The sequence below is a fragment of the Pseudomonas sp. GW821-FHT03C07 genome (assembly GCF_059420925.1).
This window is the reverse complement of the sequence record NZ_JBWKUQ010000030.1, coordinates 1-15,351: the sequence shown is the minus strand read 5'-3', so window position 1 is coordinate 15,351 and position 15,351 is coordinate 1. Positions and strand designations below refer to the sequence as shown.

The window sequence follows — 15,351 nt, the reverse complement described above, 5'->3', positions numbered from 1 at the left end:
TAATCCTGTTCAGTTAGGGCTTGGCCCGATGGGAATCTTGCCTGGCGCGAATGGCGTTTCAGGTTCTGTAAGAGGAAAGCTGGCCGCCTGTCTTGCGGCCCGGCGAGTTTTCTTGCAGACCCCTGGTGGGCACATCCCGTCCGGTCCTGCTGGGCCTTGAGGCTCTACGCACCGCTCGCGCGGGCCGTTGGGCGGCGCTGGTCGCAGTGTCGGAATACCTGATGCAAGGTCGAGCGTCCGGGCGTGAGCCTGGCGGGAACGCCGGAGTATAACAGAGCTGACGCCGTGCGCCGCTTTCCTGCTGCTCAACGGTTTGCGCTTTCGTTACCGTGGCGCCAATACGCGCTTCTTTTGTAGGGGCCGCGTGCGCATCAAGGCTGCGCGGTATTGGCCTTGTCGGTATAGCGGGCAGCCAGCTCGGCATAGGCCGGCTCACGTTTGAAACGCCGCAGTTCGGTGCCGAAACGCTGGATCAACAGGTCCATCCCGGCGTTGCGGCGGACCGCCAGGTACTGGCTTTCCCGAGCAATCACCATCGGGTACTGGTCGACCTGCTCTTGCAACTGAAGCTGTTTCAGCAGGCGCCGGCCGACCCGGCGGTCGGTGATCAGCAGGTCGATGCGACCCAGCAGCAGTTTGCCGAAGTTGGCTTCGTGGCTGGGACCGTCTTCGCGCTTGAGCCCCGTCGTGTCCTTGAATACCGAGCTGTACAGATAACCGGGCGAAGTGCCGATGGTCAGACCCTTGAGGTCGCCGAGGGTGGTGAAGGGGTGTGGGCGGGCCTTGGCGTAGAACAGCACGAACTCCACTGCCGACAAGGGTTCGCTGGGGTAGAGCAGGCTGTTGTCGCGCTCGTGATTGTGGAAGATGTCCAGGGCGCCATCGGCCTGGCCCTGATCGAGCAGCATCAGGCAGCGTTTCCAGGGCAGGAACTGCCACTCCACCTCGACGCCCAGGCGCTGGAAGACAATGGCCGTGGTTTCGTAATCGAGCCCTTTGGCGTGGCCGTTTTCTTCGTAAACGTAGGGCGCCCAGGGTTCAGTGACAATACGCAGCTTTTCACCTTGAGCGGCGAAGCTCAGGCTAGCGAAAAGCACGGCTGTCAGAAGTTGGGCAATGACGGACATGGCTGGAGAGTACGACGCTAGAGCGCTGAATAGAAGCTCTGGAGCGTTTTCTCTACAGGTTTTGCATCGGGGGCAGGGTTGCAGCCCCCGGGTTTCCGGGGGCTTGCGATTTTCAGCGAGGCAGCTTCAGGTTGTTCCAGATCGCCAGGCTCGGTTCCGCCTGGTTCAGGGTGTAGAAGTGCAGCCCTGGCGCGCCACCTTCCAGCAGGCGGTCGCACATCTGGCTGATCACTTGCTCGCCGAAGGCCTGGATGCTCTTGACGTCGTCGCCGTAGGCTTCCAGTTGCTTGCGGATCCAGCGTGGGATTTCCGCACCGCAGGCGTCGGAGAAACGCGCCAGCTTGCTGTAGTTGGTGATCGGCATGATGCCCGGCACGATGGGGATATTCACGCCCATTGCCCGTACGCGCTCGACGAAATAGAAGTAGCTGTCGGCGTTGAAGAAATACTGGGTGATCGCACTGTCGGCGCCGGCGTTGGCCTTGCGCACGAAGTTCCGCAGATCGTCTTCGAAGTTGCGCGCTTGCGGGTGCATCTCCGGGTAGGCGGCGACTTCGATATGGAAGTGGCTGCCGGTCTCTTCACGAATGAAGGCCACCAGGTCATTGGCGTGCAGCAACTCGCCGCTGGCCATGCCCATGCCGGAAGGCAGGTCACCGCGCAGGGCGACGATGCGCTGGATGCCGGCGCCCTTGTATTGCTCCAGCAGGCCGCGCAGGTCGGCTTTGCTGTCGCCGACGCAGGACAGATGCGGTGCGGCGGGAATCTTTACTTCGCTCTCGAGCTGCAGCACGGTATTGATCGTGCGGTCGCGGGTCGAGCCACCGGCACCGTAGGTGCAGGAGAAAAAGTCGGGGTTGTAGCTGGCCAGCTGACGAGCAGTGGCGAGCAGTTTTTCCTGCCCAGCATCGGTCTTGGTCGGGAAGAACTCGAAGCTGTAGCGACGATCTTGGGACATGGTCGGATCCTTGGAAACACGAAAGCCGGACGCTGGCTCTGGTAGGAGCAAGCTTGCTCGCGATGAACGTGATGCGCAGTGTCAGTGACACCGCTATCGCGAGCAAGCTCGCTCCTACAAGGAGCCAGGCGTATCAGTAGCGATAGGCGTGCGGCTTGAACGGACCTTCGACAGCCACGCCGATGTAGTCGGCCTGGGTCTTGGTCAGTTGGGTGACCACGCCGCCGAAGCCGCGAACCATTTCCAGGGCCACTTCTTCGTCGAGTTTCTTCGGCAGCACTTCCACGGTCAGGCGCTCGGCTTTCTGGGCGACGGACAGGTTGGCGTACTTCTGGCCGAACAGGAAGATCTGTGCCAGTACCTGGTTGGCGAACGAGCCGTCCATGATGCGGCTTGGGTGACCGGTGGCGTTGCCCAGGTTCACCAGGCGGCCTTCGGCCAGCAGGATCAGGTAGTCATCATTCTGTGGGTCGAAATCACCATGGCCGGTGCGGTGGATCTTGTGCACCTGTGGCTTCACTTCTTCCCATGCCCAGTTCTTGCGCATGAAAGCGGTGTCGATTTCGTTGTCGAAGTGACCGATGTTGCAGACCACGGCGCGCTTCTTCAGGGCCTTGAGCATGTTCGCATCGCAGACATTGACGTTGCCGGTGGTGGTCACGATCAGGTCGATCTTGCCCAGCAGGGCGGTGTCGATGCTGGCGGCGCTGCCGTCGTTCAGGCCGTTGATGAACGGCGAGACCACTTCGAAACCGTCCATGCAGGCTTGCATGGCGCAGATCGGGTCGACTTCGGAGACCTTGACGATCATGCCTTCCTGACGCAGGGACTGGGCCGAGCCCTTGCCCACGTCACCGTAGCCGATCACCAGCGCTTGCTTGCCGGACAGCAGGTGGTCGGTGCCGCGCTTGATGGCATCGTTCAGGCTGTGACGGCAGCCGTACTTGTTGTCGTTCTTGCTCTTGGTCACCGAGTCGTTGACGTTGATGGCCGGGATTTTCAGCTCGCCCTTGGCCAGCATGTCCAGCAGGCGGTGCACGCCAGTGGTGGTTTCTTCGGTCACGCCGTGGATTTTTTCCAGCATGGCCGGGTATTTCTTGTGGATGATCTCGGTCAGGTCGCCGCCGTCGTCGAGGATCATGTTGGCGTCCCAAGGCTGACCGTCTTTCAGGATGGTCTGCTCGATGCACCACTCGTACTCTTGCTCGGTTTCGCCTTTCCAGGCAAAAACCGGGATACCGGCGGCGGCGATGGCGGCAGCGGCCTGGTCCTGAGTCGAGAAGATGTTGCAGGACGACCAGCGCACTTCGGCACCCAGGACAACCAGGGTCTCGATCAGCACGGCGGTCTGGATGGTCATGTGGATGCAGCCGATAATCTTGGCGCCTTTGAGCGGCAGCTCACCGGCGTACTTGCGGCGCAGACCCATCAGGGCCGGCATTTCCGATTCGGCGATGATGGTTTCACGACGACCCCAGGCAGCCAGGGACATGTCGGCGACTTTGTAGTCGTTGAAATCTGCAGGCGTGTTGACAGCGCTCATGAAGAGCCTCCATTCGTAGTATGCGAATGGGCGCCGTTGTGCGTTTAGTGTCCGTGCAGGGAGCCCTGAGCGAACAACGCCCCATCCGAGCCTGACAGGTCGAACCTGCTGCAGCGCCCCTCGGACAGGTGGCGGGAAAACGGTATCAAGGGAAGATGACCGTTTTGAAACGGTGGGGATTATAGCTGCCCGGAACGGACTTCCCAAGGGTTTCTGTCGGCTGTATGAAGATTGTTGATGGCGACTATAGTCGAGCCTGCGTGGAGCTTGACCGCTCGGTCTGCCATGATGATTGCCATCAATCGGCAAGACGGTCAGGAGTGAGCATGAATTTCCACACCCGCAAATGGGTCAAACCCGAAGACCTCAATCCCAACGGCACGCTGTTCGGCGGCAGCCTGCTGCGCTGGATCGACGAGGAGGCGGCGATCTATGCCATCGTCCAGTTGGGCAACCAGCGCGTGGTGACCAAGTACATCTCCGAAATCAACTTTGTCAGCGCCTCGCGCCAGGGCGACATCATCGAGTTGGGCATCACCGCCACCGAGTTCGGCCGTACCTCCATCACCCTGACCTGTGAAGTGCGCAACAAGATCACCCGCAAAAGCATCCTGACCGTGGAAAAGATGGTCTTCGTCAACCTCGGCGAAGATGGCCTGCCGGCGCCCCACGGGCGGACCGAGATCCGCTACGTGAAGGATCAGTTCAAGGAAGACGAGGCGGCCCAGAAGTGATCGGTTGGGTTGTGGCATAAGGCTATTTGTTGTTGTTATTTTGTAATAAATTATCGTTTTGCGATAATTTTAACCCCTGTTAGTTTCTTTGCCGGGTCATCCGGCCAAAGAACTGACAGGAGTATTCAATGAAAGATGATCGTTTGATCAGGCACAGTCGTTGGTTGGCCAATGCCACCCTGGTTTTGCTGGTGAGCATGTTGCTGTTGAACCTGGCTTGCTGGCTGTTTCCGGTGCTTGTCGAGCACGGGCTGGACTTCAACCTGACGTCCCTGGCCAGGGAACTGGAAGTTGAGATTGCTGACATGCCCTGGTGGCAGGTGGGTGGCGGCATGCTGCTCAGCAGCATCCCATTGCTGGTCCTGACGCGCGGGCTGGGAGCGCTGCGTGCTTTGTTCCAGACCTATGCGCAAGGTGAATATTTTTCCCGGGAAACGGCTGATCTGCTGGGCACGGTAGGCAAGAGTGTCGGCCTTTGGGTGCTTTGCAGTGTGTTGCTGTATCCGCTGATGAGCGTGTGGATCACCCTGCTGCTGCCACCGGGAGAACGTCTGCTGAGCCTCGGTTTCAGTCCCGCTCAGCTAGTGGCCTTGTTTCTCGCCGCCGCGGTCATGCTGGTGGCCCGGATCATGGGCAACGCCTGCCAGATGGCCCGTGAAAATCAACAATTCATCTAGCCAGGACGTGTCGATGCCGATTGAAATAACGCTGGATGTGATGCTGGCCATGCGCAAGGTCAAGTCCAAGGACTTGGCGGCGCAAATTGGTATCACCGAACAGAACCTTTCGTTGTTGAAGCAGGGCAAGGTCAAGGGCTTTCGCCTGGCGACCCTTGAGGCCATTTGTGAGGCGCTCAATTGCCAGCCCGGCGATCTGCTGAAATACCGACCTGTGGTGAAGAACGCTGACGCTTAAGCCGGAGTGTTGGCCAACTGCTGATTGCGCCGCTGCAGGAAGATAAAGAGCAGCGCCGCCAGCAGCGTGACGCAGCCGCTCAACGCCCCGGTCCATGGCAGGTCCGCCAGGTCGATGCCGCTGCCTACCACCAAGCCGCCGATCCAGGCACCGCCGGCGTTGCCCAGGTTGAAGGCGCTTTGGTTCAGGGTCGAGCCCAGGTTCGGCGCTTCATGGGCCTGGTCGATGATCAGCAGTTGCAGGATCGGGCACAGGGCAAAGGCAAAGATCCCCCACAGCACCAGGGTGATCGCCGCCGGGATCAGCGAGCGGCTGGTCTGGCTGAATGCCGCGAGCACCAGCACCACCGCCAGGGTCATGCCCACCAGTGCGGGCAGCAAGTGGCTGTCGGCCAGGCGTCCGCCGAGCATGCTGCCGGCCGTCAGGCCGACGCCGAACAACAGCAGCATAAGGGTCACGCCGTGGGGGCTGACGCCGGTGACGTCCTGCAGGATCGGTGCGATATAGGTAAAGACGCTGAACAGGCTGATGGAGGACAGCACGCTCATGCCCAGGGCCAGCAGCACATTGCTCTTGCCCAGGACGCGGAACTCGCTGGCCAGGTTGGCCTTGTCCATGGGGATCTGTTTCGGCAGCCAGGCCCACTGCGCGATGGCTGCGACCATCCCGATCAGCGACACCGCCCAGAAGGTCGAGCGCCAGCCCGCGTATTGCCCCAGGGCGGTGCCCAGCGGAACGCCGAGCACATTGGCCAGGGTCAGGCCGGTGAACATCATTGCAATCGCCTGGGCCCGTTTATTGGGGGCGACCAAACTGGCGGCCACCACCGAACCGATGCCGAAGAAGGCGCCATGGCACAACGCGGTGACCACTCGCGCGGCCATCAGGGTGGCGTAATTCGGCGCCAGGGCGCAGAGCATATTGCCGAGAATGAACATCAGGGTCATGCCCAGCAGCGTGGCCTTGCGCGGCATGTTCGCGGTGCCGATGGCCAGGATTGGCGCGCCGAAGACCACGCCCAGGGCATAGCCGGTGATCAGCAGGCCGGCGTTGGGAATACTGACATGGAGGTCGCGGGCGACATTGGGCAGCAGACCCATGATGACGAATTCAGTGGTGCCGATGCCAAAAGCGGCAACGGCGAGGGCAAGCAAGGCGAGTGGCATGCGGGTGATCTCTCAGGGCAGCGGGGCCGGGTGTACGCATGCCACCGTCCCGATCGCGAGCGATCGGGCAGAAGCGGAATTTATTGGAATAGGTCTATGCGCGTGAAGTGCGGCGTGGTGCGCTCAGTATAAACAGCGGCGCCGCGTTGGCGAATCGGTTTCTGTGGATTGTCTGGTTATGCGCTAGTGTTGTCGGCGACGCCGTTTGGCACTCTGCAAGGACTCTGGTTATGACCGCTGCTTTCTGGTGTGTATTTATTGCGTTTTGCCTGCCTTACCTGTGTATTGGCATCGCCAAGTTCAGTGGCGGCAAGTTCGGCCCGCAACAGAACCATGATCCGCGGGCCTTTCTCGACGGCCTTGAAGGTTTCGCCAAGCGGGCCCACTCGGCGCAACTGAACAGCTTCGAGGTCACCCCGGCCTTTGCCGCTGCGGTGATCATTGCTCATATCGCCGGCACGGCGTCACTGGTGACCATCAATGTGCTGGCGGTGCTGTTCATCACCAGCCGCCTGCTCTACATCATCTGCTACCTGGCGGACTGGGCGATGCTGCGTTCGCTGGTGTGGTTTATCGGCATGGCCTTGATCGCGACGTTCTTTTTCGTCTCGATCTAAGGCTCGGCCTCCCGATCAGGCAGTGATCAGCTGCCTGTGTCTGGAGCCGTGGGCAACGCCATGCCCTTGGGCCACAGCATCCAGATATTGCCTTTCTGCTTCATGTCCCCAGCCAACTGCCCCGCCGCCTCGCCGGTGCCCCAGAACAGGTCTGCCCGCACCTCGCCGGCAATCGCGCCGCCGGTATCCTGGGCCGCCACCGGGCGGACCAGGGCGCTGCCGTCCGGCTTGGTGGTCGACAGCCAGAGCAAGCTGCCCAGCGGAATCACCTTGCGGTCCACCGCCACGCTATAGCCGGCGGTCAACGGTACGTTCAGCGAACCGCGCGGTCCTTCGTTGCTGTCCGGGTTGCGGGCGAAGAACACATAGCTGGGGTTGCTGCCGAGCAATTGCGGGATGCGCGTCGGATGAGCCTTGGCCCAGGCGCTGATGGCGCCCATGGTGACCTCTTCCTTCTTCAACTCGCCCTGTTCCACCAGCCAGCGTCCGATGGCGCGGTAGGGGTAGCCGTTCTGGTCGGCGTAACCGATCCGCAATTGCTGGCCGTTATCAAGGCGAATCCGCCCCGAGCCCTGGATCTGCAGGAATTGCAGGTCCATCGGGTCGGTCAGCCAGGCCAGCACCGGGGCCTTGACGCCCTGGGTAGCGATCAGTGCCGCATCGTCATAGGGTTTCACCACGCGACCTTCCAGACGCCCGCGCAGGCGCTTGCCCTTGAGTTCGGGGTAGAGGCTGTCGAGTTGCACCACGATCAGGTCGTCCGGTACGCCATAGACCGGTACCGTGGCCCTGGCGGTCTGGTTCAGGCTGCCGGGGTAGACGGGCTCGTAGTAGCCGGTGATCAGGCCGTCGGCACTGTTCTGCGCCGAGCGCAGGCCGTAGACCTCAAGGTTCTGCTGGAGAAAATCGCGGATGGCCGCCGGGGTATTGGCCACATTGGCGGCCGCCAGACAGGTCGGCCCCCAGTTGGCGTCGGCCTTGAGTCGGGCGCAGGCACTGCGCCACGAGGTGAAACCCGCTTGCAGGTCCGCGTCGGACACCGTTGGTAGCGCCTGCCAGTCCGCCTTCAGGTAGGTGGTCACTGGCGGCAGGGGCGCAGGGGGTTGCTTGGGCTTGCAGCCGGCGAGCAGGGCGAGGACGCAAAGGCTTGTGGCCAGTCGTTTGAAAGTGGTGTTCATACAGCGGTGAATTCCTTGGGTGATTGCCTGTTCAGACTTTGTTCAGCAATTCCACTGATTTAGTGTGGTTAAGAAGGGGGCAGGCGCTTGGTCTTTGCCAATCAGGCGAGGATACTGGCCGCCGTTTCCCGTGACCTGAAGCCATCATGACTCTTAAAAGACTTTCTGTTGTATTGCTGGCCTGCCTGACCCTCAGCGCGTGCGGCGGCGTCGACCCGAATTCTCCGCTGGGCCAGCGCAAGACCATTTTCAAGCAGATGCTCAAGACCAGTGAAGACCTGGGAGGCATGCTGCGTGGCCGGATTCCCTTTGACGGGCCGCGTTTCGTCGAAGGTGCGAACCAGCTCGACAACCTGTCTCGCGAGCCATGGAAGCACTTCCCGCAAGTCAAGGAAACGGAGCATACCAGCGCCCGGGATACGGTTTGGCAGAAGCAGGCGCATTTCCAGGAGCTGGCGCACTCGCTGGAGGCGGCGACCGGCGAACTGCGGCTGGCCAGTCAGGTCCAGCCCTATAAGGCCAGTACCCTGAAGCCGGCGGTCGAGAAGGTCGAGGATGCTTGCGATGCTTGCCATAAGGAATTTCGTGATCATTGAGACTGACGGATGATAAAGGGCAACGGAGCCTGCGGAATCCCCGTGAACCTGGGCATCGCGACGGATAACGCGGTCATGCAGGAGCCGGCTTGCTGGCGATGGCGTCCCTATGGGCAGCGCAAGGCTCAAGGCCTGATCGCCGGCAAGCCAGCGCCTACAGGTTATCAATTCCGTTGGTCTACTTGTCCAGCTCATCCAGCGCGCTCTGCAAGTCCTTGCGCGACTCGGCAAGCTTTTCCTTGCGCTTGTTGATCCTGTCCGGATCGCCCTTTTTCATCGCTTTGTCGAGGTCGGCCTGACGGCGGCTGACTTCGTGCTTGGCGTCGAGCACCTTGTTTTCCCGTTCTCTTTTCAGCGAGGCATCGGTGCAATGGGTGGTTACTTCATCCAGCGCTTTTTCCAGGCCCGCCTGCTGTTCGCCGTTGCCCTGGGCCTTGGCGCTATCGAGTTGGCTGCTGATGGCCTGGCGCTTCGCCGCGCAACCGGTCAGTTCGCTGGGTTCTTCGGCGGCCAGCAGAGGGGCGGCGAGGATACTGCACAAGGTGACAATCGCCAGCGGCGGGAAAAATCGCATAAACACTCCGAACGGAAACAATGATTGAAAAAAGGTCACTCTGATAAATAGATAGCAAGACTGTCTGTATGAATGATCTGAAGTGGACAGGGATTATTTCCTCAAAATCCCGCGATACCGGCATTACGTAATGATTCGGCCAGGGCCTGTACTTCCTGGTCGCGGAAAAATGCGCTCAGTTGCACCGCCCGCTCGGCTCCGACGCCAGGTATCGCCTGCCACGCCTGAGGTGTACGGCCTGCCAATACCGCCCAGGGCGGGTCCAGGGGCGCCGTTGCGCTGGGGGGCAGCCCCAGCGCCTTGAGCCAACGCTCGAAAGGCCGTTGCCGGGCCAACTGGATGGTCTCCAGCCATCGCGCACGGCTGCGCGGGCCGAAGCCGGTAATGGTAGCAAGCTCTTCCCCTTCCAGGGTCAACCAATCGAGCAGTCGCGTGACCCGTCCGCTGGCCAGTAGTTTTTCCCAGGTGCCACCACCGAGGTGAGGCAGATCCAGCCCCTGCTTGCCGCTTAGCCAGCGCAAGCGAGCAAGAAACTGGCTTTCGCAACCCGGGCCATATTCCCAGCAACTCAGGGGGTGGAAGTGCCCTGGGTCGGGGGCGGACAGCGGCTCACGTTCGCGGCTGCGCCAGACCACGCTGTCCAGGCGCGGGATGGTCAGGCCGGCGAGGCTGATCGCGACCTGGTCGCCGGGGCGGATATCCAGGGCCTGCCAACGTTGTAGCGAGCCGAGACTGACCCGCCTGATCTGTCGGTCATCAAGTTGCACGGGTGTCAGTTCCAGCAGCGGGGTAATGCGCCCGGTACGCCCGACGTTGAAATTGACCTTGCGCACATGGGCCAAGGCCTGGGCGTGGGGATATTTCCAGGCCACGCTCCAGTAGGGTGGCTGGGCCTGCCAGGCTTTTGCGGTGGGGCGTCGGCTCTGGCGCAGGACGATGCCGTCGCTGGCGAAGGGCAACGGCTGGCGGTACCAGTGATTGCGCCAGTGCTGCGCCTCGCCGAAGTCAGCGACGGGCTGGCTGTAGGTCTTACTGTCCGGGAAACCCAAGGCCTGCAATCCGTCCAGCCGTTCCTCCTGTGTCGCCGGCCCCTCCGGCCAGTCCCAGACGAACAGGCCGATACCGGCCGCCTCCACCCGGCCAAGCTGGTGCCGGGCCATCAGCCCAGCCACGGTACCCCGGGCGTTCAGGCTGCCTTGGTGAGCTTGTACATGGTTCGGCAGCCGCCAGTACAATTCGCCTTGCAGCACCAGGTCGCGGGCCACCGGCAAGCGGCCGGGGATCGCCAGGATCTTGCGCGCCGAGGCGGTCCAGTCCTGCCCGCTCAGGCCGTTGCCGCGGCTGATGGCCTGATGCAGTCGGCCTTGGCGATAAATCAGGGTCACCGCCACGCCATCGACCTTGGGCTGAATCCACAGGTCTTCGCGGCCTTGCATCCAGGCCTGGACGGCCTCGGCATCGGGCAGTTTGTCGAGGCCGGTATGGGCGCTCGGATGGCGAGCGGGACCGCTCGCGCCCGCCGGTGTCTCGGGCTTGCCTGATGGCAGTCGGAAACAGCCGCGCCACTGTTCAAGCCGCTGTCGGGATTGATCGTAGAGTTCATCGGCCACGGGGGAGAGGCCCAGACGATGGTAGCTGTGGTCCCATTCGGCCAATTGTTCCTGCAGAGCGCCGATTTCACTTCGGGCGCGTTCCGCCTGCCAGTCGGGGCAAGCCTGGGCATGGGCGCCGAGGCAGAAAACGAACAGCAGAAAAGCACTGAAGAGAGGCATCCTGAGCATCCTTGCTCGAACTAAAACCCAAGCCTAGATCACGCCGCGCATAAAAAAGCCCCGCGGCAGGCGGGGCTTTTTTACTGCGTGTGTCGGCTTACTTGAGCAGGCCGCCCAGTGCCTTCATGCCAGCATCCGCGGCCTGGGCCTTGGGGTCCTGGGTGGCAGCGGGGGTAGCCGCGGCCGGTTGTGGCGCAGCGGCCGCCTGGCCATTGAGCTTGGTGCAGCCCTTGGAAGCCTGGTCCATGGCCATTTGCAGGCCGCTGACCTTCAGGTCGTCGCCCTTGGCCTTGGCGCTATCGATCTTCGCCTGCAGGTCCTGGATCTGCTTGTTGCAGGGGCCCGAACCGGCGGTGGTGCCGGCCGCTGGCGCTGCGGCGGTGCCGCCCAGTTGCGAGGTCAGGCCACCGGCCAGGGTGCTCAGGTCGGCGGCCTGGGTGGACAGGGAGACCAGGCCGAGCAGGATGGCGGCAGGGGCGAGTGTGGAAAGACGCATGACAAACCTCAATGTTCGATTGACGGCGCGAAAGGAAGTCTCGAACTGGCGCCGTGCAATATCCAAGTGGGAAAAGGGTCCGAGAGGGGGCGGGATTTTAGGCAGGCATGCCCCGCTGTGCAAGTTTCGATGGGCATGAAAAAGCCCCCCATGGCCAGCCATGGGGGGCTTTTGTGATGCAGGCTATATTACAGGCCGGCAGCCGCTCGCAGCGCGTCTACGCGGTCGGTCTTTTCCCAGGTGAAGGTGGTGAAGGTGTCGTCGCCGACCGTCTTCTGCTCCGGGGTGCGACCGAAGTGGCCGTAGGCCGCGGTTTCCTGGTACATCGGGTGCAGCAGGTCGAGCATGGTGGTGATGGCGTATGGGCGCAGGTCGAAGATTTCGCGAACCAGCTTGATGATCTTGTCATCACTGATCTTGCCGGTGCCGAAGGTGTTCAACGAGATCGAGGTCGGCTGAGCGACGCCGATGGCGTACGACACCTGGATTTCGCAACGGTCGGCCAGACCGGCGGCGACGATGTTCTTGGCCACGTAACGACCAGCGTAGGCGGCGGAACGGTCAACCTTGGATGGATCCTTGCCGGAGAACGCGCCACCGCCGTGACGGGCCATGCCGCCGTAGCTGTCGACGATGATCTTGCGACCGGTCAGGCCGCAGTCGCCCACTGGGCCACCGATGATGAAGTTGCCGGTCGGGTTGATGTGGAACTGGGTGTCCTTGGTCAGCAGCTCGGCAGGCAGCACGTGCTTGACGATCAGCTCCATCACGCCTTCGCGCAGGTCTTTGTAGGACACTTCCGGGTTGTGCTGGGTCGACAGCACGATGGCGTCGATGCCGACCACCTTGCCGCCTTCGTAACGGCAAGTCACTTGCGACTTGGCGTCCGGGCGCAGCCAAGGCAGCAGGCCGGATTTACGGGCTTCGGCCTGGCGCTGAACCAGTTGGTGGGAGAAGGCGATCGGGGCCGGCATCAGCTCCGCGGTTTCGTTGCTGGCGTAGCCGAACATCAGGCCCTGGTCGCCGGCGCCCTGGTCTTCCGGCTTGCTGCGGTCAACGCCCTGGGCGATGTCCACGGACTGCTTGCCGATGATGTTCATCACGCCGCAGGTGGCGCCGTCGAAGCCGACGTCGGAGCTGTTGTAGCCGATGTCGAGGATCACGTTACGGACGATGTCTTCGAGGTCGACCCAGGCCGAAGTGGTCACTTCGCCAGCGATGATCGCCACACCGGTTTTCACCAGGGTTTCGCACGCGACACGGGCGAACTTGTCTTCAGCGATGATGGCGTCCAGCACCGCATCGGAGATCTGGTCGGCGATTTTGTCCGGATGCCCTTCGGACACGGACTCGGAGGTGAAAACGGAATATTCGCTCATATCGATGGTTTTCCTGAGTTACCGATGGTGAGTGGTGCCAGCCGGTCGCTGAAAATGGCGAACCTGAATCTGGAAACCATTACGTAAGCCTACATAGAGGCTGTCCTCGGGCACGAGCCCCGCAGCGATGGCCCAACGGGCCAGATCGTCCTGTTCGAACCCCAACCAGAGATCACCGCAGGCCTCCCTGGCCCAACTCTGGTTGTGGCTACACAATTCTGTCACTAACAAACTACCGCCAGGTTGCAGCAGGCCGGCCATCTGCTTGAGGGCCTCGGCCGGCGCGGCGAAATGGTGCAGGACCATGTTCAGCACCACGCAGTCGGCCTGCAACCTGACGTCTTGCAAGGCATCGGCCAGATGCAGGCTGACATTGGCCAGCGCTTCACGCTCACACAACTGACGGGCCAGTTCGAGCATGGCCGGGCTGTTGTCCAGCGCGCTGACCTGCTGGAAGCGCCGTGCCAGTTCCGGCAGGAAGGCGCCGTCACCGGGGCCGACTTCCAGGGCCGTGGCCTGGGGGCCGAAGCTTAGCTTGTCGAGCAGCGCGAGAACGCTTTCGCGGTACTGCGGCAGGCCGGCGATCAAGTCCTGCTGGGCGCGGAATTTCTCCGCCACCCGTGAGAAAAAGTCCTGGCTGGCGGCGGCGCGCTGGCCGTGCACCAGGCCAATACGGGCTTGCACGTCGCCCGGCAGGTCGAGCTCGTCGACTTCCTCCAGCAGCGCCGCGTGCAGCTTGCCGCCCAGGCGCTCGGTGTGGGGCAGGGCGCGGCGGTAGAAGATCGCGTTGCCTTCACGGCGGGTAGCCACCAGGTCGGCCTGGGCCAGCACTTTCAGGTGATGACTCATGCCGGATTGGCCGATGCCGAAGATCTGCGCCAGTTCCAGCACGCCGAACGAATCGTTGGCCAGGGCCCGCAAGACGTTCAGGCGCAACGGATCGCCGCCGGCCTTGCACAAGGCGGACAGGTCGTCGCTGGCGTCATGACGAATCGTGGGCACGCGTAAATTCATAAGGCCAGCAGTCTAGTGACCCCTCGCCCGCCTAGCAAGACCAATATCAAAAAGTTTTGATATTGGTCGATAGGTGGCACTTTCAGGCGTGCGCTGGTCTATACAGATCGACAGCGGAAAGGTTTCACCCGAGGAATGCGCAACTATCCGCAGGAAAAACGCCCCGCAGTGACTATCTGTCATTGCCCCTTGGCGGTCCCTGAGGGAAAATGCTCGCCTTTTTTCCGTTTCGTTTTATTCACTTTCAATTCAATATCCTCAGGAGATCAGCGATGCCCAGCCGTCGTGAGCGTGCCAACGCTATTCGTGCCCTCAGCATGGATGCCGTGCAAAAAGCCAACAGCGGCCATCCCGGTGCCCCCATGGGTATGGCGGATATTGCCGAAGTCCTGTGGCGTGATTACCTGAAGCACAACCCGAGCAACCCGTCGTTCGCCGACCGTGACCGTTTCGTGCTGTCCAACGGCCATGGCTCGATGCTGATCTACTCGTTGCTGCACCTGACCGGTTACGACCTGTCGATCGACGACCTGAAGAGCTTCCGTCAGTTGCACAGTCGCACCCCGGGTCACCCGGAATACGGCTACACCCCGGGCGTGGAAACCACCACCGGTCCGCTCGGCCAAGGCCTGGCCAACGCCGTCGGCTTTGCCCTGGCGGAAAAAGTCCTGGGCGCGCAGTTCAACCGTCCCGGCCACAACGTCGTCGACCACCACACCTATGTGTTCCTCGGTGATGGCTGCATGATGGAAGGCATTTCCCATGAAGTCGCTTCCCTGGCCGGTACCCTGGACCTGGGCAAGCTGATCGCCTTCTACGATGACAACGGCATCTCCATCGACGGCGAAGTCGAAGGTTGGTTCACCGACGATACGCCCAAGCGTTTCGAAGCCTACAACTGGCAGGTGATCCGCAACGTCGACGGTCATGACCCGGAAGAGATCAAGACCGCCATCGAGACCGCGCGCAAAAGCGAGCGTCCGACCCTGATCTGCTGCAAGACCACCATCGGCTTCGGTTCGCCGAACAAGCAAGGCAAGGAAGATTGCCACGGCGCCCCGCTGGGTGACGCGGAAATCGCCCTGACCCGCGCGGCGTTGAAGTGGAATTACGGCCCGTTCGAAATCCCGGCCGAGATCTATGCCGAGTGGGATGCCAAGGAAACTGGTCGCGCGGTGGAAGCCGAGTGGGACCAGCGTTTCGCCGCCTACTCCGCGGCCTTCCCGGCCGAAGCCAATGAGTTGGTGCGGCGCCTGAGCGGCGAGCTGCCCGCCGACTTCGC

16 protein-coding genes and 1 riboswitch are annotated in these 15,351 nt (G+C 61.9%); of the genes, 6 read left to right on the top strand and 10 right to left on the bottom strand.

What is annotated here, in order from left to right; genetic code table 11:
* Positions 1-371: 371 nt before the first annotated feature.
* From AC07VG_RS31820 to AC07VG_RS31810, 3 genes are all read right to left on the bottom strand, one after another.
* Complete coding sequence (locus AC07VG_RS31820) at positions 372-1,127, bottom strand: substrate-binding periplasmic protein (protein ID WP_494999895.1); 756 nt, start codon at positions 1,125-1,127, stop codon at positions 372-374.
* Positions 1,128-1,239: 112 nt separating this feature from the next.
* Positions 1,240-2,085: a methylenetetrahydrofolate reductase [NAD(P)H] gene (gene metF / locus AC07VG_RS31815; protein WP_494999894.1), complete on the bottom strand. Its 846-nt coding sequence runs from the start codon at positions 2,083-2,085 to the stop codon at positions 1,240-1,242.
* 133 nt (positions 2,086-2,218) lie between these two features.
* On the bottom strand, positions 2,219-3,628 hold the full coding sequence (locus tag AC07VG_RS31810) for an adenosylhomocysteinase (RefSeq protein ID WP_494999893.1): 1,410 nt from the start codon (positions 3,626-3,628) through the stop codon (positions 2,219-2,221).
* A 21-nt stretch (positions 3,629-3,649) separates the two neighbouring features.
* Positions 3,650-3,756: riboswitch (S-adenosyl-L-homocysteine riboswitch) on the bottom strand.
* Positions 3,757-3,954: 198 nt separating this feature from the next.
* On the opposite strand from AC07VG_RS31810, the gene AC07VG_RS31805 reads away from it, so the two are divergent.
* From AC07VG_RS31805 to AC07VG_RS31795, 3 genes are all read left to right on the top strand, one after another.
* Positions 3,955-4,362: an acyl-CoA thioesterase gene (locus tag AC07VG_RS31805; RefSeq protein ID WP_494999892.1), complete on the top strand. Its 408-nt coding sequence runs from the start codon at positions 3,955-3,957 to the stop codon at positions 4,360-4,362.
* Between the two features lie 128 nt (positions 4,363-4,490).
* Complete coding sequence (locus AC07VG_RS31800) at positions 4,491-5,039, top strand: DUF2975 domain-containing protein (RefSeq protein WP_494999891.1); 549 nt, start codon at positions 4,491-4,493, stop codon at positions 5,037-5,039.
* 13 nt (positions 5,040-5,052) lie between these two features.
* Complete coding sequence (locus AC07VG_RS31795; RefSeq protein WP_494999890.1) at positions 5,053-5,277, top strand: helix-turn-helix domain-containing protein; 225 nt, start codon at positions 5,053-5,055, stop codon at positions 5,275-5,277.
* On the opposite strand, the gene AC07VG_RS31790 is transcribed toward AC07VG_RS31795, so the two are convergent.
* Positions 5,274-6,443 carry an MFS transporter gene (locus AC07VG_RS31790; protein WP_494999889.1) on the bottom strand — a complete coding sequence of 390 codons (1,170 nt, stop codon included), beginning with the start codon at positions 6,441-6,443 and terminating at the stop codon, positions 5,274-5,276. The genes AC07VG_RS31795 and AC07VG_RS31790 overlap by 4 nt on opposite strands.
* A 230-nt stretch (positions 6,444-6,673) precedes the next feature.
* Between AC07VG_RS31790 and AC07VG_RS31785 the strand changes: the two genes are divergently transcribed.
* Positions 6,674-7,060, top strand: a complete 387-nt coding sequence (locus AC07VG_RS31785; protein WP_494999888.1) for an MAPEG family protein — start codon at positions 6,674-6,676, stop codon at positions 7,058-7,060.
* A gap of 26 nt (positions 7,061-7,086) precedes the next feature.
* Here AC07VG_RS31785 and mltA read toward each other — a convergent pair whose 3' ends face one another.
* Positions 7,087-8,238, bottom strand: a complete 1,152-nt coding sequence (gene mltA / locus AC07VG_RS31780; protein ID WP_494999887.1) for a murein transglycosylase A — start codon at positions 8,236-8,238, stop codon at positions 7,087-7,089.
* 146 nt (positions 8,239-8,384) lie between these two features.
* Between mltA and AC07VG_RS31775 the strand changes: the two genes are divergently transcribed.
* A complete protein-coding gene (locus AC07VG_RS31775) occupies positions 8,385-8,834 on the top strand; it encodes a c-type cytochrome (RefSeq protein ID WP_494999886.1) in 450 nt (149 codons plus the stop codon).
* 178 nt (positions 8,835-9,012) lie between these two features.
* On the opposite strand, the gene AC07VG_RS31770 is transcribed toward AC07VG_RS31775, so the two are convergent.
* The 5 genes from AC07VG_RS31770 to AC07VG_RS31750 form a co-directional block, all read right to left on the bottom strand.
* Positions 9,013-9,408 (bottom strand): DUF1090 domain-containing protein, encoded by a 396-nt coding sequence (locus AC07VG_RS31770; RefSeq protein WP_494999885.1) that lies wholly within the window; start codon positions 9,406-9,408, stop codon positions 9,013-9,015.
* A gap of 101 nt (positions 9,409-9,509) precedes the next feature.
* Positions 9,510-11,180 carry an NAD-dependent DNA ligase LigB gene (gene ligB, locus AC07VG_RS31765; RefSeq protein WP_494999884.1) on the bottom strand — a complete coding sequence of 557 codons (1,671 nt, stop codon included), beginning with the start codon at positions 11,178-11,180 and terminating at the stop codon, positions 9,510-9,512.
* Positions 11,181-11,277: 97 nt separating this feature from the next.
* Positions 11,278-11,676 carry a DUF1090 family protein gene (locus AC07VG_RS31760; protein WP_494999883.1) on the bottom strand — a complete coding sequence of 133 codons (399 nt, stop codon included), beginning with the start codon at positions 11,674-11,676 and terminating at the stop codon, positions 11,278-11,280.
* A gap of 188 nt (positions 11,677-11,864) precedes the next feature.
* On the bottom strand, positions 11,865-13,055 hold the full coding sequence (gene metK, locus AC07VG_RS31755; protein ID WP_248795169.1) for a methionine adenosyltransferase: 1,191 nt from the start codon (positions 13,053-13,055) through the stop codon (positions 11,865-11,867).
* An 18-nt stretch (positions 13,056-13,073) separates the two neighbouring features.
* Positions 13,074-14,069 (bottom strand): ArsR/SmtB family transcription factor, encoded by a 996-nt coding sequence (locus tag AC07VG_RS31750; protein WP_494999882.1) that lies wholly within the window; start codon positions 14,067-14,069, stop codon positions 13,074-13,076.
* A gap of 272 nt (positions 14,070-14,341) precedes the next feature.
* Here AC07VG_RS31750 and AC07VG_RS31745 point away from each other — a divergent pair.
* Positions 14,342-15,351 (top strand): thiamine pyrophosphate-binding protein (locus tag AC07VG_RS31745; RefSeq protein ID WP_495022465.1); only part of this gene is annotated, 1,010 nt, incomplete at its 3' end.